The 22,384-nt window shown below is 72.3% G+C and carries 18 protein-coding genes; 13 read left to right on the forward strand and 5 right to left on the reverse strand.

Going from position 1 to position 22,384, the window contains the following annotated elements:
- Positions 1-124 precede the first annotated feature (124 nt).
- Positions 125-1,264 carry a 23S rRNA (adenine(2503)-C(2))-methyltransferase RlmN gene (rlmN, locus tag ACFV4G_RS24740; protein ID WP_380443884.1) on the forward strand — a complete coding sequence of 380 codons (1,140 nt, stop codon included), beginning with the start codon at positions 125-127 and terminating at the stop codon, positions 1,262-1,264.
- A gap of 19 nt (positions 1,265-1,283) precedes the next feature.
- Here the strand turns inward: rlmN and ACFV4G_RS24745 are convergent, their stop codons facing one another.
- From ACFV4G_RS24745 to ACFV4G_RS24760, 4 genes are all read right to left on the reverse strand, one after another.
- A complete protein-coding gene (locus ACFV4G_RS24745; protein WP_380443886.1) occupies positions 1,284-2,435 on the reverse strand; it encodes a hypothetical protein in 1,152 nt (383 codons plus the stop codon).
- 24 nt (positions 2,436-2,459) lie between these two features.
- Complete coding sequence (locus ACFV4G_RS24750) at positions 2,460-3,215, reverse strand: ABC transporter ATP-binding protein (RefSeq protein ID WP_380443888.1); 756 nt, start codon at positions 3,213-3,215, stop codon at positions 2,460-2,462.
- Between the two features lie 231 nt (positions 3,216-3,446).
- A complete protein-coding gene (locus tag ACFV4G_RS24755; protein ID WP_380443890.1) occupies positions 3,447-4,841 on the reverse strand; it encodes an aspartate aminotransferase family protein in 1,395 nt (464 codons plus the stop codon).
- Positions 4,838-5,311: an Lrp/AsnC family transcriptional regulator gene (locus ACFV4G_RS24760; protein WP_030306695.1), complete on the reverse strand. Its 474-nt coding sequence runs from the start codon at positions 5,309-5,311 to the stop codon at positions 4,838-4,840. The genes ACFV4G_RS24755 and ACFV4G_RS24760 overlap by 4 nt, the downstream gene beginning before the upstream one ends.
- Before the next feature lie 299 nt (positions 5,312-5,610).
- On the opposite strand from ACFV4G_RS24760, the gene ACFV4G_RS24765 reads away from it, so the two are divergent.
- From ACFV4G_RS24765 to ACFV4G_RS24775, 3 genes are all read left to right on the forward strand, one after another.
- Complete coding sequence (locus ACFV4G_RS24765; RefSeq protein WP_380443892.1) at positions 5,611-7,056, forward strand: gamma-aminobutyraldehyde dehydrogenase; 1,446 nt, start codon at positions 5,611-5,613, stop codon at positions 7,054-7,056.
- Positions 7,057-7,191: 135 nt separating this feature from the next.
- Positions 7,192-8,550 (forward strand): aspartate aminotransferase family protein, encoded by a 1,359-nt coding sequence (locus ACFV4G_RS24770; protein WP_380443894.1) that lies wholly within the window; start codon positions 7,192-7,194, stop codon positions 8,548-8,550.
- Positions 8,551-8,619: 69 nt separating this feature from the next.
- Positions 8,620-9,822, forward strand: coding sequence for a spermidine/putrescine ABC transporter substrate-binding protein (locus tag ACFV4G_RS24775; RefSeq protein ID WP_380443896.1), 1,203 nt, complete (start codon positions 8,620-8,622; stop codon positions 9,820-9,822).
- 3 nt (positions 9,823-9,825) lie between these two features.
- Here the strand turns inward: ACFV4G_RS24775 and ACFV4G_RS24780 are convergent, their stop codons facing one another.
- The gene (locus ACFV4G_RS24780; protein ID WP_380443898.1) at positions 9,826-11,478 is read right to left on the reverse strand and encodes a PucR family transcriptional regulator; all 1,653 of its coding nucleotides are present in this window, start codon (positions 11,476-11,478) and stop codon (positions 9,826-9,828) included.
- Positions 11,479-11,759: 281 nt separating this feature from the next.
- On the opposite strand from ACFV4G_RS24780, the gene ACFV4G_RS24785 reads away from it, so the two are divergent.
- The 9 genes from ACFV4G_RS24785 to ACFV4G_RS24825 all read left to right on the forward strand — a co-directional run bounded on the left by ACFV4G_RS24785 (position 11,760) and on the right by ACFV4G_RS24825 (position 22,287).
- Entirely contained in the window at positions 11,760-13,271 is a 1,512-nt protein-coding gene (locus tag ACFV4G_RS24785) for a gamma-aminobutyraldehyde dehydrogenase (RefSeq protein ID WP_380443900.1), read from the forward strand.
- 54 nt (positions 13,272-13,325) lie between these two features.
- Complete coding sequence (locus ACFV4G_RS24790) at positions 13,326-14,576, forward strand: spermidine/putrescine ABC transporter substrate-binding protein (protein ID WP_380443902.1); 1,251 nt, start codon at positions 13,326-13,328, stop codon at positions 14,574-14,576.
- Positions 14,577-14,619: 43 nt separating this feature from the next.
- The gene (locus ACFV4G_RS24795) at positions 14,620-15,759 is read left to right on the forward strand and encodes an ABC transporter ATP-binding protein (protein WP_380443904.1); all 1,140 of its coding nucleotides are present in this window, start codon (positions 14,620-14,622) and stop codon (positions 15,757-15,759) included.
- A 23-nt stretch (positions 15,760-15,782) separates the two neighbouring features.
- A complete protein-coding gene (locus ACFV4G_RS24800) occupies positions 15,783-16,676 on the forward strand; it encodes an ABC transporter permease (RefSeq protein ID WP_380443924.1) in 894 nt (297 codons plus the stop codon).
- A complete protein-coding gene (locus ACFV4G_RS24805; RefSeq protein ID WP_380443906.1) occupies positions 16,676-17,479 on the forward strand; it encodes an ABC transporter permease in 804 nt (267 codons plus the stop codon). Before ACFV4G_RS24800 ends, ACFV4G_RS24805 begins: the two co-directional genes overlap by 1 nt.
- Positions 17,480-17,565: 86 nt before the next feature.
- Complete coding sequence (locus ACFV4G_RS24810) at positions 17,566-18,960, forward strand: NAD(P)/FAD-dependent oxidoreductase (protein ID WP_380443908.1); 1,395 nt, start codon at positions 17,566-17,568, stop codon at positions 18,958-18,960.
- A 131-nt stretch (positions 18,961-19,091) separates the two neighbouring features.
- Positions 19,092-19,523 (forward strand): hypothetical protein, encoded by a 432-nt coding sequence (locus ACFV4G_RS24815; RefSeq protein ID WP_380443910.1) that lies wholly within the window; start codon positions 19,092-19,094, stop codon positions 19,521-19,523.
- A 142-nt stretch (positions 19,524-19,665) separates the two neighbouring features.
- A complete protein-coding gene (locus ACFV4G_RS24820; protein ID WP_380443912.1) occupies positions 19,666-20,511 on the forward strand; it encodes a hypothetical protein in 846 nt (281 codons plus the stop codon).
- 252 nt (positions 20,512-20,763) lie between these two features.
- Positions 20,764-22,287, forward strand: coding sequence for a CoA-acylating methylmalonate-semialdehyde dehydrogenase (locus ACFV4G_RS24825; protein ID WP_380443914.1), 1,524 nt, complete (start codon positions 20,764-20,766; stop codon positions 22,285-22,287).
- The last annotated feature ends 97 nt before the right edge of the window (positions 22,288-22,384 follow it).

A 22,384-nucleotide genomic window follows, 5' to 3' on the forward strand; every position in this document is an offset into this window, starting at 1 on the left:
CCCACGACGTGCTTTCGGTGGGTGTGTTTGTGTGTGTGGTGGTGGCAGTGGTTGTCACCGTCGCCGTCCCGCCGCCGGGCGGCCCGGGGGCGCCCCCTCGCGCGTCTGCGACACTGGAACAACCATGCCTAAGCCCGGAGAACTCACGTTTGTCGCGCCGCGCGGCGCCAAGCCCCCGCGACACCTCGCCGACCTCAGCCCCGCCGAGCGCAAGGAGGCCGTCGCCGAGCTGGGCGAGCAGCCGTTCCGCGCCAAGCAGCTGTCGAACCACTACTTCGGCCGGCTGTCGAACGACCCGGCGGGCTGGACGGACATCCCCGCCGCCAGCCGGGAGAAGCTGACCGGGAGCCTGCTGCCCGAGCTGATGTCGGTGGTCCGGCACGTCTCCTGCGACGACGACGCGACCCGCAAGACGCTGTGGAAGCTGTTCGACGGCACGCTCGTCGAGTCGGTGCTGATGCGCTACCCCGACCGGGTGACCATGTGCATCAGCTCGCAGGCCGGCTGCGGCATGAACTGCCCGTTCTGCGCGACCGGCCAGGCCGGTCTGACCCGCAACCTGTCCACCGCCGAGATCGTCGAGCAGATCGCCGCCGGGATGCGCGCGCTCAGGGTCGGCGAGTTCGGGGCGCGCGGGGGCTCGTCCGCCGAGGACGGGAGCGGCCCCGGCAGCGAGGCGCGGCTGTCCAACGTCGTCTTCATGGGGATGGGCGAGCCGCTCGCCAACTACAACCGGGTGCTGGCCGCGATCCGCCGGCTGACCGACCCGGCGCCGGACGGCTTCGGCCTGTCCCAGCGCGGCATCACCGTCTCCACCGTCGGCCTCGTCCCGGCGATGAACCGCTTCGCCGACGAGGGCCTCAGCTGCCGCCTCGCGCTGTCGCTGCACGCCCCGGACGACGAGCTGCGCGACGAGCTGGTGCCGGTGAACACCCGGTGGAAGGTCGCCGAGGTGCTGGACGCGGCGTGGAACTACGCGGAGAAGTCCGGCCGCCGGGTCTCCATCGAGTACGCGCTGATCAAGGACATCAACGACCAGGCGTGGCGGGCGGACCTGCTCGGCCGGCTGATCAAGAACCACCGGGTGCACGTCAACCTGATCCCGCTGAACCCGACGCCGGGTTCGAAGTGGACCGCCTCCCGGCCCGAGGACGAGCGCGAGTTCGTCCGGCGGCTGCAGTCGCACGGCGTGCCGACGACCGTCCGCGACACCCGCGGCCAGGAGATCGACGGCGCCTGCGGCCAGCTCGCGGCCGCAGGCTGAGGACGCCCGGGACCGGGGACTAGCGGAGTCCGGCGGCGGCCAGTGCGGCCGTCGCCCCGCCGGTGACCAGCAGGGCCGTGCCGACGGCCAGTGTGCGCAGGGCGACCGCGCCGAACAGCAGCCGGGGCGAGGTGCCGAGGCGCAGCAGCGCGTCGGTGACGTCCCGGCGGTCGGTGCGGACCTCGGCGAGGCGGGCGGCGACGGCCGCGGCCGCGCAGCCGAGGACCAGGCAGGCCTCGACGGCGGGCAGGGCGTCGGCGCTGCCGGGGGTGCCGATCCAGTAGCGGATGGTGGTGAGCACCATCGCGACGACGAGGGTGAGCACGGCCAGCGGCGCGCCGAGGCGGCGGGCCTGTGCGGTGAGTCCGCGCCCGGCCAGCAGGCGCAGCGGGGTGGGCCGGCCGAGGGCGAGCAGGCGACCGGTCCAGCCGAGCAGCGGGCCGGTGATCAGGGCGAGGCCGAGGGCGCTCGCGGCCCAGCCGCCGAGCGCGGCGACGCTGGTGCTGCCGAGTCCGGCGGGCAGGTGGACCGGGCGGCCGTCGGCGGGGGCGCCGGGCCGCAGGGCGATCAGTTCGAGGGCGAGGCCGACCACGGCCAGGCCGATCGGCACGGCGACCCGCAGCGGCCCGAAGCCGGTGGGGGTGGTGCGGCGGCCGCCGGGCAGGGTCTCGGCGAAGGGCACCGCGCAGGCCGCGGCGATGCCGGCGGTGATCGGCACGAGCGCGAGCAGGGTGAGCGGGGCGGCGGCCGGCAGCGGCACGCCCATGCCGAGGTCGGGGGCGAGCGAGGGCCCGGCGATGTCGTTGCGCAGGACCAGGAAGACGAGCAGGGTGAGCACGCTGCCGAGGGTGCAGGCGAGGGCGACCTCGCCGGCGATCAGGCCGCGGATCCGGCCGGAGCCGGCCCCGGCGGCGGTGAGGCCGGTGATCCGTTCGGGCCGCTGGGCGGGGACGGCGCGGGCGGCGACGGCGGCGAACCAGGCCACGGCGGCCAGCGGGGGCAGGCACCACAGCAGCCGCACGAGCGCGTCGGCGTCGCCGGGCCGGTCGCTCATCGCCCGGCCGAGGGCGCGCAGCAGGAAGGCGGCGACCACCGCGGAGGCGAGGGCGGTGAGCAGCCAGCGGCCGAGGTCGGGCACCCGGTAGCCCCGGGCCAGGCGGAGATAGAACACGTCGACTCTTTCAGCGGCTCGTCGTCAGCGGCGGGTGGCCGAGACGGCCGAGGCGCCGGTGGTGCCCGGTGCGGCGGGGCCGCGCGGGACGGGGGCGGCGGGGGCGGTGAGCCGTCCGTCGACGAGGGCGACGGCGCGGTCCGCGAACCGGACGAGCTCCGGGTCGTGCGTGGCCAGGACGAGGGTGAGCTGGTGGGAGCGGGCCGCGCTGGTCAGTATCCGCAGGACCTGGTCGGCGGCCTCGCGGTGGAGCGGCGCGGTGGGGTCGTCGGCGAAGACGACGGGCGGCAGCGGGGCGAGCGCGCGGGCGACGGCGATCCGCTGGCGCTGGCTCTGCAGCAGCCGGTCGGGGCGGTGGCGGGCGATGTCGCCGACGTCGAGGCGCTCCAGCCACTCGGAGGCGGCGGTGTAGGCGGCCTTGTTGCCGGCGCCGGCGAGCAGGAGCGGCAGGGCGACGTTCTCCCGGGCGGTCAGTTCGGGCACCAGGTGGGGTTCGGAGCCGACGAAGCCGAAGCGGTCGCGGCGCAGCCGTTCGCGGCCGGCCCGGGTGAGGGTGTGCACGGGGGCGCTGTTGAACCAGACCTCGCCCTGGTCGACCGGGAGTTGGGCGGAGAGGCAGCCGAGCAGGGTGCTCTTGCCGGAGCCGCGGGGTCCGGTGACGGCGAGGACCTCGCCCTCGCGGACGCCGATCGAGATGCCGCGCAGGGCGGGGGTGCCGTGATGGGACTTGACGATCCCCCGGGCCCACAGCACGTCGTTGTCAGGCGGTGCCGCTGACATGAGGTTCCATCCTGGATGGCCGCAGGGATATGACAGTCGTCAGATTAGAACGACGGGGACCCCGCGCGGTTGCGGCGCACTGGGCCATCGCGGGCATATCACCCGCAATCAGGCATGTTTGGGTGCGAACGCCGACCGGAAACGACCGGATCGGCACCGGAACGCACCGAAGGGCGGCCCCGCGGGAGCGGGGCCGCCCTTCGGCGGAGGGTGGGAAAGAGGATCAGCTGATCAGAGCTTCGCCCACGCGTCGGTGAGGCTGGTCCGCAGGATCTGCTCGATCTCGTCGAAGGTCGACTGGTCGGAGATCAGCGGCGGGGCCAGCTGGACGACCGGGTCGCCGCGGTCGTCGGCGCGGCAGTACAGGCCGTTGTCGAAGAGCGCCTTCGACAGGAAGCCGTAGAGCACGCGCTCGGTCTCCTCGTCGTTGAAGGACTCCTTGGTGACCTTGTCCTTGACGAGCTCGATGCCGTAGAAGTACCCGTTGCCGCGGACGTCGCCGACGATCGGCAGGTCGCGCAGCTTGCTCAGGGTGCCCAGGAAGCGCGACTCGTTGTCGAGCACGTGCTGGTTCAGGCCCTCGCGCTCGAAGATGTCGAGGTTGGCCAGCGCGACGGCGGACGACACCGGGTGACCGGCGAAGGTGTAGCCGTGCAGGAAGGTGTTGTCGCCCTTGTAGAACGGCTCGGCGATGCGGTCGGAGATGATCGTCGCGCCGATCGGGGAGTAGCCCGAGGTCATGCCCTTGGCGCAGGTGATCATGTCCGGCACGTAGCCGAACTTGTCGGCGCCGAACATGGTGCCGAGGCGGCCGAAGGCGCAGATGACCTCGTCCGAGACCAGCAGCACGTCGTGGCGGTCGCAGATCTCGCGCAGGCGCTGGAAGTAGCCGGGCGGCGGCGGGAAGCAGCCGCCGGCGTTCTGCACCGGCTCGACGAACACGGCGGCGACGGTGTCGGCGCCCTCGAAGAGGATGGCCTCCTCGACCTGGTCGGCGCACCAGCGGCCGTACGCCTCGGGGTCGACGGTGCCGTCGGGGCCCTCCAGGTAGTGCGGGGCGCGGTAGATGTTGGTGTTCGGGGCCTTGTGGGTGCCCGGCACCAGCGGCTCGAACGGGGCCTTCAGGCCCGGCAGGCCGGTGATCGACAGGGCGCCCTGGGGGGTGCCGTGGTAGGCGATCGCGCGGGAGATGACCTTGTACTTGGTCGGCTTGCCGATCAGCTTGAAGTACTGCTTGGCGAGCTTCCAGGCGGTCTCGACGGCCTCGCCGCCGCCGGTGGAGAAGAAGACCTTGTTCAGGTCGCCCGGGGCGTAGTTGGCGAGGCGCTCGGCCAGTTCGACGGCCTTGGGGTGCGCGTAGCTCCAGATCGGGAAGAACGCGAGCTCCTTGGCCTGCTTGGCGGCCACCTCGGCGAGCTCGGTGCGGCCGTGACCGGCCTGCACGACGAACAGGCCGGCCAGGCCGTCGATGTACTTCCGGCCCTTGTCGTCCCAGATGTACGTGCCCTCGCCCTTGACGATGGTCGGTACGGGGGAGTTCTCGTACGACGACATGCGGGTGAAGTGCATCCACAGGTGGTCGTAGGCGGTCTTGGAAAGGTCCTTCTGGGCCGGGTCGGCTGTCATCGGGTGCCCCAGGTGTAGGTCTGTTTCCGGAGCTTCAGGTAAACGAAACTCTCGGTGCTCCGCACGCCGGGAAGCGCGCGGATGCGCTTGTTGATCATTTCGAGCAGGTGCTCGTCGTCCTCGCAGACCAGTTCGGCCAGGAGGTCGAACGAGCCGGCGGTGCAGACGACGTAGTCGACCTCGTCGAGGGCGGCCAGCGCGTCGGCGACGGGTTCGATGTCGCCCTCGACCCGGATCCCGACCATCGCCTGGCGGGTGAAGCCGACGGTGAGCGGGTCGGTGACGGCGACGATCTGCATCACGCCCTGGTCGAGCAGCTTCTGGACGCGCTGGCGCACGGCCGCCTCGGACAGGCCGACGGCCTTGCCGATGGCGGCGTACGGGCGGCGCCCGTCCTCCTGGAGCTGCTCGATGATCGCCTTGGAGGCGGCGTCGAGGGGAACGCTGGCGTTCCGGTCGCGGTTGGCCACGCCGCAACTGTGCCTGATCGTTCCCGTGTTCGCAACCGTGGAAACTGCTGATTTCGTCGCGATCTCAGAAATCGCGTACGGATTTCATCGTCCGAGTGCGTCGGGGCTGTCGATCCCCTCCGTGTTCCGGCTACCCTGGCACGGTACGCGCGCGGCGACGCAGCGCAGCGCGCGTTCCCCCACCAGTGGACCGCGGCCGTCCGGGCCCGGCCACTCGGCACCCTTCGTACGCCGCGGCCGCGGACGTACCATGGCGCCGGACTCTGCAACGCCGCAGGACCAGACCGAGGAGAGACCCCGTGAGCGACCTTCGCACGCTGCGCAACTACATCAACGGTGAGTTCGTCGACGCGGCCGACGGCCGCACGCTCGACATCGTCGACCCGACGACCGGCGAGGTCTACGCGACGTCCCCGCTGTCCGGTGCAGCGGACGTCGACGCCGCGATGGCCTCGGCCGCCGCCGCCTTCCCGGTCTGGCGCGACGCCACCCCGAGCACCCGCCAGAAGCTGCTCCTGAAGATCGCCGACGCCGTCGAGGCGCGCGCCGACGAGATCGTCGACGCCGAGGTGCGCAACACCGGCAAGCCCCGCGCGCTGACCCTCTCCGAGGAGATCGGCCCGATGGTGGACCAGATCCGCTTCTTCGCCGGCGCCGCGCGCCTGCTGGAGGGCAAGGCCGCCGGTGAGTACATGGACGGGATGACCTCGATCATCCGCCGCGAGCCGGTCGGCGTCTGTGCCCAGGTCGCGCCGTGGAACTACCCGATGATGATGGCCGTCTGGAAGTTCGCCCCGGCGATCGCCGCGGGCAACGCCGTCGTGCTGAAGCCCTCGGACACCACCCCGGCCTCCACCGTGCTGCTGGCCGAGATCATCGGCGGCATCCTCAAGGACCTGGAGCTGCCGGCCGGCGTCTTCAACGTCATCTGCGGCGACCGCGAGACCGGCAAGCTGATGGTCGAGCACCGCACCCCGGCGATGGCCTCCATCACCGGTTCGGTCCGGGCCGGCATCCAGGTCGCGGAGTCGGCCTCCAAGGACGTCAAGCGCGTGCACCTGGAGCTGGGCGGCAAGGCCCCGGTCGTGGTGTTCGAGGACGCCGACATCGCCGAGGCCGTCGAGGGCATCTCGGTGGCGGGCTTCTTCAACGCCGGCCAGGACTGCACCGCGGCCACCCGCGTGCTGGTGCACGACTCGATCCACGACGCCTTCGTCGAGGCGCTGGCGAAGGCCGCGGCCGAGACCAAGACCGGCGGCGTGGACGACGAGGACGTGCTGTACGGCCCGCTGAACAACGCCAACCAGCTGAAGCAGGTGGCCGGCTTCATCGAGCGGCTGCCCGCCCACGCCAAGGTCGAGACCGGTGGCCACCGGGTCGGCGAGCAGGGCTACTTCTACGCCCCGACCGTCGTCTCCGGCCTCAAGCAGGACGACGAGATCATCCAGAACGAGGTCTTCGGCCCGGTCATCACCGTGCAGCGGTTCACCGACGAGGACCAGGCCGTCGAGTACGCCAACGGCGTCGAGTTCGCGCTGGCCTCCTCGGTGTGGACCAAGGACCACGCCCGCGCCATGCGGATGTCGCGCCGCCTGGACTTCGGCTGCGTGTGGATCAACACCCACATCCCGCTGGTCGCCGAGATGCCGCACGGCGGCTTCAAGAAGTCCGGCTACGGCAAGGACCTCTCGGCCTACGGCTTCGAGGACTACACCCGGGTGAAGCACGTCATGACTGCCATCTGATCGTTGGTATGAACTGACATGAGGCCCGGGTCGATTCGACCCGGGCCCTGTGTCTTTGCACCCTGTCGGCCGTTCGCGTGACCGACTGACAAGATGAAACTGCACTTCGGGCACCGGACTCCCTAGCCTTGCCGCATGAGCATCCCCACCGCTGACTCAGCCGCAGGCCAGGCCGTCAAGGCCGCCGACCGCGCGCACGTCTTCCACTCGTGGTCCGCCCAGGCGCTGATCGACCCCCTCGCGGTGGCCGGCGCCGAGGGCTCGTACTTCTGGGACTACGAGGGGAACCGCTACCTCGACTTCTCCTCGCAGTTGGTGAACACCAACATCGGGCACCAGCACCCGAAGGTGGTCGCCGCGATCCAGGAGCAGGCGGCGAAGCTCTGCACGCTCGCGCCCGGCTTCGCGGTCGAGCCGCGCAGCGAGGCCGCCCGGCTGATCGCCGAGCGCACCCCCGGCGACCTGGACAAGATCTTCTTCACCAACGGCGGCGCCGAGGCCAACGAGAACGCCATCCGGCTGGCCCGGCTGCACACCGGCCGGCAGAAGGTGCTCTCCACCTACCGCTCGTACCACGGCGCCACCGCCAACGCGATCGCCCTCACCGGCGACCCGCGCCGCTGGGCCAACGACACCGGCGTCTCCGGCGTGGTGCACTTCTGGGGCCCGTACGCCTACCGCTCCAACTTCCACGCCGAGAACGAGGCGCAGGAGTGCGAGCGCGCGCTGGAGCACCTGGAGCAGGTGATCGCGTTCGAGGGGCCGGGCACGGTCGCGGCCGTCATCCTGGAGACCGTGGTCGGCACCGCGGGCATCCTGATCCCGCCGCCGGGCTACCTCGCCGGGGTGCGGGAGATCTGCGACCGCTACGGGATCGTGTTCATCCTCGACGAGGTGATGGCGGGCTTCGGCCGCACCGGCGAGTGGTTCGCCGCCGACCACTGGGGCGTCACCCCGGACCTGCTGACCTTCGCCAAGGGCGTCAACTCCGGCTACGTGCCGCTCGGCGGCGTGGCGATCAGCGCCGCGATCGCCGCCGACTTCGACGAGCGGCCCTTCCCCGGCGGGCTCACGTACTCCGGCCACCCGCTGGCCTGCGCCTCCGCCGTCGCGACCATCAACGCGATGGCCGAGGAGCGCATCGTCGAGCACGCCAAGCACATCGGCGAGACCGTGCTCGGCCCCGGCCTGCGCGAGCTGGCCGATCGGCACCCCTCGATCGGCGAGGTGCGCGGCCTCGGCGTGTTCTGGGCGCTGGACCTGGTCAAGAACCGCGAGACCCGCGAGCCGCTGGTGCCCTACAACGCCGCCGGCGCCGCCAACGCGCCGATGGGCGAACTGGCCGCCGCCTGCAAGCAGCGCGGGCTCTGGCCGTTCGTCAACATGAACCGCTTCCACGTCGTCCCCCCGTGCACCGTCACGGAGGAGGAGGCCAAGACCGGCCTCGCGGTGCTCGACGAGGTGCTGTCGCTCGCCGACGCGCACACTGTCTGACGTAACGAATCGGACGGCCCCGGGTGCCTCGGTGCGCCCGGGGCCGTCCCACGCTCCGGAGGCCCCACCATGCCCAGCACCACCACGTCCCGACGTCCGTTGAACCCCCGTGCGCTGCGCCGACGTTCGGTGCTCGGCGGCGGGGCCGCGCTGCTCGGTGCCGGCGCGCTGAGCGGCTGCGGGATCCCGTCCGCGTACGTGGCCGAGGACCGCCGCTCGGCGCCGGACCGCTCGGAGACCGACCGGCGGATGGCGTTCTCCAACTGGACGCAGTACATCGACGTCGACGACCGGGGCCGGCGGCCGACGCTCGACGCCTTCACCGAGAAGACCGGGATCGCGGTCACCTACACCGAGGACATCAACGACAACGACGAGTTCTTCGGCAAGATCAGCCCGGTGCTCACCGAGGGCGCCGACCCGGGCCGGGACCTCATGGTGATCAGCGACTGGATGGCCGGGCGGTACGTCTCGCTCGGCTGGGTGCAGGCCATGGACCGGGCCAACCTGCCCAACGTCACGGCCAACCTGGACCCGCAGCTCGCCCGGCCGGCCTTCGACCCCGGGCGCCGGCGCAGCGTGCCCTGGCAGTCCGGGATCACCGGCATCGCGTACAACCGCAAGGCGATAGGCCGCGAGCTCGGGTCGACGGCGGACCTGTGGGCGCCCGACCTCAAGGGCCGGGTGACGCTGTTCGCCGGGCTGGACGAGGCGCTCGGGCTGCTCATGCTCTCCCAGGGCGCCGACGTCTCCCGGTTCACCGACGACGACGCGCACCGCGCGATGGACCTCGTGCAGAAGATGGTCGACAACGGCCACGTCCGCCGCTTCACCGGCAACGACTACACCGGCGACCTCGCCTCCGGCGCCGCGCTCGCCTGCCAGGCGTACTCCGGCGACGCCGTCCAGCTCACCGCCGAGAACCCGGACATCGCGTTCCTCGTGCCGGAGGAGGGCGCCGAGCTGTGGGCGGAGAGCCTGATGATCCCCAACCGGGCGGAGCACAAGCGCAACGCCGAGCTGCTGATCGACTACTACTACCAGCCCGAGGTCGCCGCGCAGCTCGCCGCCGCCGTCCAGTACATCTGCCCGGTGCCGGCCGCGCGCGAGGTCCTCGCGGCGAGCGGTGACAAGGACAAGGCCGAGCTGGCGGAGAACCCGCTGGTCTTCCCCACCGACGAGATGCGCGCCCGGCTGCGCACCATGCGCGACGTGACCTCGGCCGAGCGGCCCGCGCTGCACAAGGTCTGGGGGCGCATCACCGGGGTCTGAGGTTCACCGGCGGACGGCGTCGAGGGCGAGCAGCGCCACGTGCAGGGAGAGGCAGGACTCCACCTGGTCGAGGTCGACGCCGAGGATCCGCTCGACCTTGTGCAGCCGGTCGTAGAAGGACGGCCGGGACAGGTGCGCGGCGTCGGCCGCGGCGGACTTGTTCCGGCCCCGCTCCAGGTAGATCCGCAGCATCCGCACCAACTGGCCGTTGTGCTCGGCGTCGTGGGCGAGCAGCGGGCCCAGCTCCCGCTCGACGTAGGTCTGCAGGCGGGCGTCGTCGCGCAGGAGGTGCAGGAGGCCGCGCAGGCGCACGTCGGGCAGCCGGTAGTAGGACGACGTCCGGGCGCCGGGCGCGTCGTGCAGGGCCGCGTCGGCGACCTGGGTGGCCTCCAGGAGGGTGCGCCGGGCGTCGCGGACCGAGCCGACCGAGGAGCCGACCGCGACCACCGGTTCCGGCCCGGGGCCGGCGTCGCGCGCGGCCTCCGCCGCCATCCGGCGCAGCGCGGCCGAGAAGGCGTCCAGCGCGGCGTGCTCGTCCTGCTGCGTGCCGAGGGCGATCAGGACGCCGACGCCCTCGTCGTCCAGCGCGCCGACCAGGGCCGACAGCCGGCAGGCCCGGACGGCGCCGGCGGCCAGCTCGGTGAAGTCGCGCAGCCGGGCCTGCGCCTCCAGGGCGGCCGGGATCGGCCCGCGCCGCTGCCGCAGCACGACGCCGACCAGCCGGCGGCCCTCCAGCGGGACGCCGAGCGCCTGGGCGCGCAGGGCGGCCTCGGAGACGGTGAGCGCGTGGGTGAGGATGCCGGACAGCAGGGTGCGGTGGGTCTGCCGCTCCAGGCTCTCCCGGTCGCGCACCACGAGCCGGTTGAGCGCGAGGGCGGAGGCGCCGCGCTCCAGCAGCATGGCGTGCGGGTGCGCCTCGCCGGCGGGCAGTGCGCCGGGCTCCTGGACGAGCACGAGCCGGCCCCAGTCCTGGCCGCGCGCGCCGACCGTGGTCACCAGCCAGCCGCTGCGCGGGTCGTGGCCGGTGCGGCCGGGCGGGCGCACCCCGCGCGAGCGGCGCTCCCAGTCCTCCAGCAGTTCGGCCTCGGGGCGGCCGGCGGCGTCGTGTGCGAGCACCTGGTGGGCGAGGTTCTCCAGGACGACGGGTGCGCCGGCGATCCGGGCCACCTGGCGGATGACCTCGGGGGGTTCGGCGCCCTCGACGACCAGCTCGTTGAACACCTGGTGGACGGCCTCGGAGGCGCGCAGCTGGTCGAGCTGGGCGTTGACGACCAGGGCGTGAACGGCCTCGGTGACGGCGACGAAGCGCAGTTCGCGGCGCAGTGCGATCAGCGGCAGGCCGCGCTGTTCGGCGGCGTGCACCAGGGCGCGGGGGAGCGTGTCGAAGTAGCGCCGGCCGAACTCGATGACCAGCCCGGCGACGCCGACGTCGGCCAGCTCGCGGACGTAGCGGGCGAGTCCGTCGCGGTCCTCGGGCAGCGCGATGCCGGTGGTGAGGACCAGCTCGCCGCCGCGCAGCATCCCGGCGACGTCGGGCAGCTCGCTGACGTGGACCCAGCGGACCGGCCGCTCCAGGTGGTCGGCGCCGGCGACGACCTGGGGCAGGCCGCGCCGCATCACCTCCAGGTCGAGCACGCGGGCGACGGTGGGGAGCATCGCGAGGGCCTCCAGAGCTCCTAGGGGATCCACAGTGTCAGGTAAATCATCCTGCTCACGACGAACTGTTGGGCTGTTCGGCACCTTGCAGGTTGTAAGGCCCTTCGTGTCGAGACTGTCGGAGTGACCCTTGTCACGCCGTCGCGGCAGCGGGCATGGTCAGCGGGTCGGCTGTGGCGAAGATCCGGACACCGGAATCCGTCGCGTCAGCAGGAAAGAGGCAGTGGAATCCCCTGCCCGGGGAACGTCGCACTGCCGGAACCGGCACTTGGAGGAACCAGATGGACCTGACCGACTTCGGCGCCGGCGCGCAGTACATCGCCGGCCGGCAGAGCCGGGGGAGCGGCGGGCCTTTCCAGGTCGTCAACCCCGCGGACGGCAGCGTGGTCGAACAGGTCGCCCTGGCCACCACCGCGGAGGTCGACGCGGCCGTGGCCGCCGCCCGGGCCGCGCTGCCCGGCTGGGCCGCCGCGACCCCCGGCGCCCGCGCCGAGGCGCTGAACCGGCTGGCCGCCGTCCTCACCCGGGCCGGCGACGACCTCGCCCGGGTGGAGACCGCGCAGACCGGCAAGCCCGTCCGGCTGGCCACCGAGTTCGACGTGCCCGGCACCATCGACAACGCCGCCTTCTTCGCCGGGGCCGCCCGCAACCTGGAGGGCAAGGCGGCCGGCGAGTACTCCGGCGACCACACCTCCTACGTGCGGCGCGAGCCGGTCGGCGTGGTCGGCTCGATCTCGCCGTGGAACTACCCGCTGCAGATGGCCGCCTGGAAGGTCCTCCCGGCGATCGCGGCCGGCAACACGATCGTGCTCAAGCCGGCCGAGCTGACGCCGCTGACCTCGCTGATGTTCGCGAAGGCGTGCACCGAGGCCGGCATTCCCGACGGCGTCGTCAACGTCGTCACCGGTGCCGGGCGCACGGCCGGCGAGCACCTCGTCTCCCACCCGGACGTCGCGATGGTGTCCTTCACCGGCTCCACCGCGGTCGGGCGCAGGGTCGCCGAACTCGCCGTCGCGGGCGTCAAGCGCACCCACCTCGAACTCGGCGGCAAGGCCCCGTTCGTGGTCTTCGACGACGCCGACCTCGACGCCGCCGTGCACGGCGCGGTCGCCGCGTCGCTGATCAACGGCGGCCAGGACTGCACCGCCGCCACCCGCGCGTACGTCCAGCGCCCCCTGTACGACGCGTTCGTGGCCGGCGTGGCCGAGCTGTACGCCGCCGTGCGCGTCGGCAACCCGCTGGACCCCCGCACGGACCTCGGCCCGCTGGTCTCGTACACCCACCGGGACCGCGTGGCCGGCTTCGTCGAGCGCGCCCGCGCGTACGCCACCGTCGTCACCGGCGGCCGGCTCCCCGTGAAGGGCCACGACGGCACCGACCTCGCCCGCGGCGCCTACTACCCGCCCACCCTCGTCACGGACGCCGCCCAGGACAGCGAGATCGTGCAGGGCGAGGTCTTCGGCCCGGTGCTCGTCGTGCTGCCCTTCGACACCGACGACGAGGGCCTGCGGCTGGCCAACGACACCCCCTACGGCCTGGCCGCCTCCGCCTGGACCACCAACGTCCACCGCTCGCTGCGCGCCACCCGGGAGATCGCCGCCGGGTGCGTGTGGGTCAACGACCACATCCCGATCATCAGCGAGATGCCGCACGGCGGCTACAAGGCCTCCGGCTACGGCAAGGACATGTCCCAGTACTCGCTGGACGAGTACACGCAGGTCAAGCACGTCATGTTCGACACCACCGCGGTGGCCCGCAAGGACTGGCACCGCACCGTCTTCGGCGACAGATGACCCCCGGCCGGCGGGTGCCCCCACACCCCCGACTTCCCCCAGGAGGCCCGTTCCATGGCGTTCAACGAGCTCACCGACGGTCTGCCCGAACCGGTCCGAAGGGCCTGGGAACGCAGCCTGACCAGCGGCAGGGCCGCGATCGGCCGCCGCACTCTGCTGCGCGCCGCCGCGCTGACCGCCGGGGCCGGCACCCTGGCCGCCTGCGGCATCCCGGCCGCTCCCCGGGTGAGCGGCGATTCGAGCGCCAACGCGGCCGAGGACCACTCGGCCGGCGAGAAGGAGGTCGTGTTCTCCAACTGGCCGCTCTACGTGGACACCGACGAGAAGGACAAGCAGAAGCACGGCACCCTGGACGCCTTCACCGCGGCCACCGGGATCACGGTCAAGTACACCGAGGACGTCAACGACAACGTCGAGTTCTTCGGCAAGATCAAGCCGCAGCTGGCGTCCGGCCAGGACACCGGCCGCGACCTGGTGGTGCTCACCGACTGGATGTGCGGCCGGCTGATCCGGCTCGGCTGGGCGCAGAAGCTGGACCCGGCCAACGTCACCACCGCCATCACCAACGTCGAGGCGCGCTTCCGCGCCCCCGACTGGGACCCGGGGCGGCTCTACACCTACCCGTGGGCCGGCATCCAGGTCGTCGTCGCCTACAACAAGAAGGCCACCAAGGGGAAGGAGGTCACGAGCGTCTCCCAGCTGCTCGACGACCCCGAGCTCAAGGGCCGGGTGACCTTCCTGTCCGAGATGCGCGACACGATCGGGATGGTCCTGCTCGACATGGGCAAGGACCCGGCGAAGTTCACCGCCGACGACTACGGCGCCGCGATCGCCCGGCTGCAGAAGGGCGTCGACGACAAGCAGATCCGCCGCTTCACCGGCAACGACTACGGCCAGGAGCTCTCCTCCGGCGACATCGCCGCGTGCGTCGCGTGGGGCGGCGACCTGATCCAACTGCGCGCCGACAACCCGGACATCGAGTTCGTCATCCCCGAGAAGGGCTACGTCGCCTCGACCGACAACCTGCTGGTCCCGGCCAGGGCGCGGCACAAGGCGAACGCGGAGAAGCTGATCGACTTCTACTATCAGCCCAAGATCGCGGCGCAGCTGGTCGCGGGCATCGGCTACGTCTCGGCCGTCACCGGGATGAAGGACGAGCTCGCCACGCTCGCCCCGGACACCGCGGCCAACCCGCTGGTCGTCCCCACCCCCGAGATGGCGACGAAGGCGCACGTGTTCCGCACCCTCACCGAGGGCGAGGAGAGCGACTTCGAGGAGAAGTTCTCCAAGCTCATCGGTGCCTGACCAGCCCCCGGCCGAGACCGCAGAAACCAGGAAGACACCCCAGATGACAGACCAGCAGCGCGACGCGGCCGGCGGCGACGTCCGCCTCACCGGCATCGGCAAGACCTACGGCTCCTTCACCGCCGTCCACCCGCTCGACCTGACCGTGCCCCAGGGCTCCTTCTTCGCCCTGCTCGGCGCCTCCGGCTGCGGCAAGACCACCACCCTGCGCATGATCGCCGGGCTGGAGGAGCCCACCGGCGGCACCGTCCTGATCGGCGGCCAGGACGTCACCGCCCTGCCCCCGTACAAGCGGCCGGTCAACACGGTCTTCCAGAGCTACGCGCTCTTCCCGCACCTCGACATCTTCGAGAACGTCGCCTTCGGCCTGCGGCGGCGCGGGAAGAAGGACGTGAAGAAGCAGGTCGAGGAGATGCTCGAACTCGTCGAACTCGGCCCGTACGCGCGGCGCAAGCCGCACCAGCTCTCCGGCGGGCAGCAGCAGCGCGTCGCCGTCGCCCGCGCCCTGATCAACCACCCGCAGGTGCTGCTCCTCGACGAGCCGCTCGGCGCCCTCGACCTCAAGCTCCGCCGCCAGATGCAGCTGGAGCTCAAGCGGATCCAGACCGAGGTCGGCATCACCTTCGTCCACGTCACCCACGACCAGGAGGAGGCCATGACGATGGCCGACACCATCGCGGTGATGAACGGCGGCCGGGTCGAACAACTCGGCGCCCCCGCCGACCTGTACGAGAACCCCGCCACCACCTTCGTGGCCAACTTCCTCGGGCAGTCCAACCTGCTGCCCGCCGAGGTGACCGGCGACGAGGGCGGCGACCTGCTGCTCACCGTGGCCGGCGCCCGGCTCGCCGTGCCGAAGGCGCGCTGCTCCACCGGCTCCCGGCAGGTCCACCTCGGCGTCCGGCCCGAGAAGATCACCATCGAGCACGGCTCGGCCGAGGTCGCCGACGGCCGCAACCGGCTGGCCGGCACCGTCCTCGACTCCAGCTTCATCGGCGTCTCCACCCAGTACGTCGTGCGCACCGACGGCGGCCAGGAGGTGACGGTCTTCGAGCAGAACATGGAGCGCGACGCCCGGATCGTGCCCGGCGCCCCCGTCGTCCTGCACTGGAACCCGGCCCACTCCTTCGCCCTGGACGCCGCGCAGGCGATCGACGCGGGCACCGCGGAGGAGGCCGCGTGACCGCCACCACCCCGGCCGCCGCGATCCCGCTGAAGGAACCCGGACCGAAGCCGAAGCGCAAGCTCACCCCGTACTGGCTGCTGCTGCCCGGCATCGCCTGGCTGGTCGTCTTCTTCGCCGTGCCGATGCTGTACCAGGCGTCCACCTCGCTGCAGACCGGTTCGCTCGAAGCGGGCTTCAAGGTCACCTGGCACGTCTCGACGTACTGGGACGCCCTGGTCGAGTACAAGTGGCACTTCGTCCGGTCGTTCTCCTACGCCGCCGTCGCCACCGTGCTCTGCCTGGCCATCGGCTACCCGCTCGCCTACACGATCGCGTTCAAGGCGAGCCGGCGGTGGCGCAACGTCATCCTGATCCTGGTGATCGCGCCGTTCTTCACCAGCTTCCTGATCCGCACGCTCGCCTGGAAGACGATCCTGTCCGACGGCGGCCCGGTCGTCGGCGCGCTGAACACGCTGCACGTCCTGGACGTCACCAACGCGCTCGGGCTCACCTCCGGCGACCGGGTGCTGGCCACGCCGCTCGCCGTGGTCTGCGGCCTGACCTACAACTTCCTGCCGTTCATGATCCTCCCGCTGTACACCTCGCTGGAGCGGATCGACCCGCGCCTGCACGAGGCCGCCGGCGACCTGTACGCCCGGCCGTTCACCACCTTCCGCAAGGTGACCTTCCCGATCTCGCTGCCGGGTGTCGTCGCGGGCACGCTGCTCACCTTCATCCCGGCGTCCGGCGACTACATCAACGCTCAGCTGCTGGGCTCGCCGAGCGAGCAGATGGTCGGCAACGGCATCCAGAAGCAGTTCCTGAACGTGCTCGACTACCCGACGGCCGCCGCGCTGAGCTTCATCCTGATGGCGCTGATCCTGGTCATGGTGACGGTCTACATGCGCAAGGCCGGGACGGAGGAGCTGGTCTGATGTCCCGCATCTTCAAGTGGATCCGCGCCCACCTGGTCGTGCTGGCCGGGCTGGCGGCGCTCGCCTACCTGGTGCTGCCGAACCTCGTGGTGCTCGCGTTCTCGTTCAACAAGCCGGTGGGCAAGTTCAACTACGAGTGGAACGAGTTCTCCACCGACGCCTGGACCAACCCCTGCGGCGTGGCCGACATGTGCCAGTCGCTCTCGCTGAGCCTGCGGATCGCGGTGCTCGCCACCATCGGTGCGACCGTCCTCGGCACCATGGTCGCCTTCGCCCTGGCCCGCCATCGCTTCCGCGGCCGCGCCGCCACCACGGCGATGATCTTCCTGCCGATGGCCATGCCCGAGGTCGTCATGGCCGCCTCGCTCGGCACGCTCTTCCTCAACATGCGCATCCCGTTCGGCTTCACCACGATCCTCATCGCGCACATCATGTTCTGCCTCAGCTTCGTGGTGACGGCGGTCAAGGCGCGCGTGATGAGCATGGACCCGCGGCTCGAACAGGCTGCCCAGGACCTCTACGCGACCCCCGTCCAGACCTTCCTCCGGGTCACGCTGCCGCTGGCCGCCCCCGGCATCGCGGCGGGCGCGCTGCTCAGCTTCGCGCTCTCCTTCGACGACTTCATCATCACCCAGTTCAACTCGGGCCCGACCACGGTCACCTTCCCGATGTTCGTCTGGGGCGCCTCGCAGCGCGGCATCCCGGTGCAGGTGAACGTCATCGGCACCGCGATGTTCATCGCCGCCGTCGCGCTGACCGTCGGCGGGCAGTGGCTCGGCAACCGCCGCAAGGCCGCCGCCTGACGCGGCAAGGGCCACCGCCTGACGTAGATTCGGACCGCGGTGGCCCGTCAAACCATCACCTATCCGTGGAAAGTGGCTGATAATGCATGGACTCCGCCCGCGCACTCAGTGACGCCAGGCCCACTCCCTTCTGGCTGGAGGACCCGGGCCGGCCCGCGGCGCAGCCCGCCCTGGTCGGCGACACCGTCTGCGACCTCCTGGTCGTCGGCGGCGGCTACTCCGGCCTGTGGACCGCGCTCATCGCCAAGGAGCGCGACCCCTCGCTGGACGTCGTCCTGGTCGAGGGGCAGGAGGTCGGGTGGGCCGCGTCCGGGCGCAACGGCGGGTTCTGCGCGGCCAGCCTCACCCACGGCTTCGGCAACGGCCTGCAGCGCTGGCCCGCCGAGCTCGCGCAGCTGGAACGCCTCGGCGCCGCCAACCTCGACGGCATCGAGGACACCCTCAAGCGCTACGGCATCGACGCCGAGTGGGAGCGCACCGGCGAGATCGACATCGCCACCCAGCCCCACCAGGTCGAGGAACTGCACGAGATCGCCGAGGCTGTGCGCGCGCACGGCCTCGACCTCACCGTCCTCGACGCCGACGCGCTGCGCGCCGAGGTGGACTCGCCGACCTTCCTCGGCGGGCTCTGGGACCGCGAGGGCGTGGCCATGGTCCACCCCGCCAAGCTCGCGTGGGGCCTCAAGGAGGCCTGCCTCGGCCAGGGCGTGCGGATCTTCGAGCACACCCGGGCCACCGACCTGCGCGAGTACGGCAGCGGCACGGCCGTCCGCACCCCGTACGGCCGGGTGTTCGCGCGCCGGGTCGCCCTCGGTACCAACGCGTTCCCGTCGCTGGTCAGGCGCGTGCGTCCGTACGTCGTCCCGGTGTACGACTACGCGCTCATGACCGAGCCGCTCAGCGCGGAGCAACTCGCCGCGATCGGCTGGAGCGGGCGGCAGGGGCTCAGCGACAGCGCCAACAAGTTCCACTACTTCCGGCTCACCGCCGACAACCGCATCCTGTGGGGCGGCTACGACGCGGTCTACCACTACGGCGGACACGTCCGGCACGAGTACGACCAGCGGCCGGAGACCTTCCGGACCCTGGCGCACAACTTCTTCCGCTGCTTCCCGCAGCTGGAGGGCCTGCGCTTCACGAACGCGTGGGGCGGCGCCATCGACACCTGCAGCCGGTTCTCGGCGTTCTTCGACACCGCGTACGGCGGCCGGGTCGCCTACGCGGCCGGCTACACCGGGCTCGGCGTCGGGGCCACCCGCTTCGGCGCCGAGGTGATGCTCGACCTGCTCGCGGGCGAGCGCACCGAGCGCACCTCGCTGGAGATGGTGCGCCGCAAGCCGCTGCCGTTCCCGCCCGAGCCGGTCCGCTGGGCCGGCATCGAGATCACCACCCGCTCGCTGCAGCGCGCCGACCGCAACGGCGGACACCGCAACCTGTGGCTGCGCACGTTGGACCGATTGGGGCTCGGTTTCGACAGCTGACCCCGGCATCCACGGTTTTCCGTCCGAGTCGGTGTAAGAGAGACCCGCCGTCCACCTCTCCTTGGTGGCGGCGGGTCTCGGCATCCCCGCCGCGCCCTGAACGGTACGAGCGGCACGAAGCGGGGACAGACATGGAGAGCACCGGACTGCACTGGCTCGCCCAGGCGGCACCCGACCCGGAGGGCTTCCGGACGCAGTGGGAACGCACCGGGCTGGGCCTGATGCTGCTGCCCGCCGGCCGCCGCTGGGACGTCCTGTCCGTCCCGGCCAGGCTCGGGCGCCCGGCCCTGGACATCCTCGACGGCGGCTTCTGCGGGCCGGCCCTCGCCGACTTCGGGGACGAGCACGTCAGCTTCCTCGTTCCTGTCGGCACCGCCGCCCGCTGGGTCGGCACCGGCGTGCGGTGCGCGGGGGAGGGCACCTGGATCGTCGTCCCGCACCCCGAGCGCAGCAGCCGGGGGGTGCGCTGGCTGGTCCCGCCCGACGGGTCCGGACGGCTCAACGACCCGGTGCTGCTGGAGCTGGCCCTCCACGAGGCCGCCGCGGACCTCAGCGACTGGTGACGGGTGCTGCCCGGCCGCCCCCCCCCCCCCCGCCGGGGGGGGGGGGGGGGGGGTGGCGGGCGCGGCGGGGGGGGGGGCCCCCCCCCCCCCCCGCCCCGGCGGGGGCGGCGCGGGGGAGGGGTGGTCGCGGCAGACTGGAGGCGTGACCACCGCCCCGGACGCGCTCGACCCCGTCCTCCGACCGGGCCCGGCCCAGCTGCGGCTCGCCGAACTGGCCGCGCCCCTGTGCGACCGGTACGGGCTCGCGCTGGCCGGCGGCCACGCGCTGCGCGCCCACGGCGTGGCGGCCTGCGACCAGGACGGGCTCACCCTGGTGGCCGGCGGCGCGGAGCGGGGCGACGCCGGGCTGCCGGAGGTGGCCGCCGTGCTCGCCGTCGCCTACCGCGCGGCGGGCGGCGAGGCCACCGAGCGGCCCGGCACGCCGCGGCTCGAACAGCTCGCCGTCCGGCTCGGGCTCGGCGGGCGGACCCACTCGGTCGAGCTGCGCAAGGAGCCGCTCGCGCACCGGGCGGTGCGGCTCGTGCTCGGGCCCGGCGCGGCGGGGGAATCCGGCGCGTCCGCGGCGCCGCCGGCGCCGGTGGTCCTGCCGGTCGTGGCCCTGGAGGACGCGGCGGCGCTGACCACCGCGCTGCTCGTCGACCGGGGCATGCCGCGCGACCTGATCGACGTCCACGCGCTCACCGCCAACTACCGGACCGGTGAACTCGTGGCGCTGGCAAGCGCGTTGGACAACGACTTCCAGCCGACGGCGCTCGCCGAGCGGCTGGAGACGCTGGCCGAGGCGGCGGACGGCCGGTTCCGCGCCCGGGGCTTCGCCGCGGACGCGGTGGCCGGGCTGAAGCGGTGGGCGCTGGAGTGGGCGCAGGACCTGCGGCTGGACCTGCTGGAGACGCAGGAGGCGGCGGACGGGCTGCACGACCCGTACCTGGAGGACCCGGAGCTGGTCGACACGGCGGATCTGGACGACCTGCCCGACGACGAGGGCTGAGCGGCCCGGCACACCGGCCCCCCGTCCGGTGCGCCGGGCCGGGTTCCCCCGTCCGGCCGAGCGACCGGACGACCTGTAAGGCTGAATCCCGGATCCCCGTCAGCCTGTTCGTTGAGGCCGGGCCCGGTGGCGACCAGACTGGGTGACGAGCGCGGTAGCCCCGTGATTCCCGTCGCCCGGCCCACTCGCGGGCGGCGCCAGACAAGGGACCGGCGGCAGGATGCCGCCCGGGACTTCGGAGGCAGACGGACCTTGAGCAAGCACATCACCCACTGGATCGGCGGCGAGCCCGTCGCCACCGCCGGCGCGGCCCCCCGCCGCGGCGACCTCTTCGACCCGGCCACCGGCCAGGTCACCGGCCAGGTCGACTTCGCCGGGATCGCCGAGGTCGACCAGGCCGTGGCCGCCGCGGCCTCGGCCTTCGCCGACTGGCGCACCGCCTCGATCGCCAAGCGCACCACGGTGCTCTTCGCCTTCCGCGAGCTGCTCAACGCCCGCCGCGACGAGCTGGCCCGGATCATCGTGTCCGAGCACGGCAAGGTCCACTCCGACGCGCTCGGCGAGATCGCCCGCGGCCTGGAGGTCGTCGAGTACGCGTGCGGCATCCCGCAGCTGCTCAAGGGCGGCTACACGGAGCAGGCGTCCACCGGCATCGACGTCTACTCGATCCGCCAGCCGCTCGGCCCGGTCGCGATCATCTCGCCGTTCAACTTCCCGGCCATGGTGCCGATGTGGTTCTTCCCGCTCGCCATCGCGGCCGGCAACACCGTGGTGGTGAAGCCCTCCGAGAAGGACCCGTCCGCCGCGAACTTCCTCGCCGGGCTGTGGAAGGAGGCCGGGCTGCCGGACGGCGTCTTCAACGTCGTGCACGGCGACAAGGTGGCCGTCGACCGCCTGCTGGAGCACCCGGACGTCAAGTCCGTCAGCTTCGTCGGCTCCACCCCCATCGCCCGCTACGTCTACGAGACCGGCACCCGCTACGGCAAGCGCGTGCAGGCCCTCGGCGGAGCCAAGAACCACATGCTGGTGCTGCCGGACGCCGACCTCGACCTCGCCGCCGACGCGGCCGTCAACGCCGGCTTCGGCGCGGCCGGCGAGCGCTGCATGGCCGTGTCCGTGCTGGTCGCGGTCGACCCGGTCGGCGACGAGCTGGTCGACAAGATCAAGCAGCGGATGGCCGGGCTGAAGGTCGGCCCCGGCTGCAACGGCGACTCCGAGATGGGCCCGCTGGTCACCGGCGTCCACCGGGACAAGGTCACCTCCTACGTCGAGTCCGGCCTGGCCGACGGCGCCGAGCTCACCGTGGACGGCCGGAAGCACCCGATCACCGCCGAGGACGAGAACGGCGCCCCGACGGCGGACGGCTTCTGGCTCGGCCCCACGCTGTTCGACCGCGTGCAGCCCGGCATGTCCGTCTACAACGACGAGATCTTCGGCCCGATCCTCTCCGTCGTCCGCGTCTCCTCCTACGAGGAGGGCGTCGCCCTGATCAACGCCAACCCCTACGGCAACGGCACTGCCATCTTCACCAACGACGGCGGCGCGGCCCGGCGCTTCCAGTACGAGGTCGAGGTCGGCATGGTCGGGATCAACGTGCCGATCCCGGTCCCGGTCGCCTACTACTCCTTCGGCGGCTGGAAGGCCTCCCTGTTCGGCGACACCCACGCGTACGGCGCGGACGGCGTCCAGTTCTTCACCCGGGGCAAGGCCGTCACCCAGCGCTGGCTCGACCCGTCGCACGGCGGCATCAACCTCGGCTTCCCCACCAACAGCTGAGCCTCCGCTCCGCAGGACAGGCCGGGGGGGGGCGCGCCCCCCCCCCCCCCCCGCCGCGGGGGGGGGGGGCGGGGGCCCCCCCCCCCCCCCCCCCCAC

Origin of the sequence: Kitasatospora sp. NPDC059747 (assembly GCF_042732955.1) — a bacterium.
GTDB lineage: Bacteria > Actinomycetota > Actinomycetes > Streptomycetales > Streptomycetaceae > Kitasatospora.

What these genes read in the sequence shown, in the direction of transcription:
- rlmN (WP_380443884.1), top strand. Translation starts at nt 125, where the DNA reads ATGCCTAAGCCCGGAGAACTCACGTTTGTCGCGCCGCGCGGCGCCAAG.
- ACFV4G_RS24750 (WP_380443888.1), bottom strand. Translation starts at nt 3,215, where the DNA reads ATGTCAGCGGCACCGCCTGACAACGACGTGCTGTGGGCCCGGGGGATC.
- ACFV4G_RS24755 (WP_380443890.1), bottom strand. Translation starts at nt 4,841, where the DNA reads ATGACAGCCGACCCGGCCCAGAAGGACCTTTCCAAGACCGCCTACGAC.
- ACFV4G_RS24770 (WP_380443894.1), top strand. Translation starts at nt 7,192, where the DNA reads ATGAGCATCCCCACCGCTGACTCAGCCGCAGGCCAGGCCGTCAAGGCC.
- ACFV4G_RS24775 (WP_380443896.1), top strand. Translation starts at nt 8,620, where the DNA reads ATGCCCAGCACCACCACGTCCCGACGTCCGTTGAACCCCCGTGCGCTG.
- ACFV4G_RS24780 (WP_380443898.1), bottom strand. Translation starts at nt 11,478, where the DNA reads ATGCTCCCCACCGTCGCCCGCGTGCTCGACCTGGAGGTGATGCGGCGC.
- ACFV4G_RS24785 (WP_380443900.1), top strand. Translation starts at nt 11,760, where the DNA reads ATGGACCTGACCGACTTCGGCGCCGGCGCGCAGTACATCGCCGGCCGG.
- ACFV4G_RS24790 (WP_380443902.1), top strand. Translation starts at nt 13,326, where the DNA reads ATGGCGTTCAACGAGCTCACCGACGGTCTGCCCGAACCGGTCCGAAGG.
- ACFV4G_RS24795 (WP_380443904.1), top strand. Translation starts at nt 14,620, where the DNA reads ATGACAGACCAGCAGCGCGACGCGGCCGGCGGCGACGTCCGCCTCACC.
- ACFV4G_RS24805 (WP_380443906.1), top strand. Translation starts at nt 16,676, where the DNA reads ATGTCCCGCATCTTCAAGTGGATCCGCGCCCACCTGGTCGTGCTGGCC.
- ACFV4G_RS24810 (WP_380443908.1), top strand. Translation starts at nt 17,566, where the DNA reads ATGGACTCCGCCCGCGCACTCAGTGACGCCAGGCCCACTCCCTTCTGG.
- ACFV4G_RS24815 (WP_380443910.1), top strand. Translation starts at nt 19,092, where the DNA reads ATGGAGAGCACCGGACTGCACTGGCTCGCCCAGGCGGCACCCGACCCG.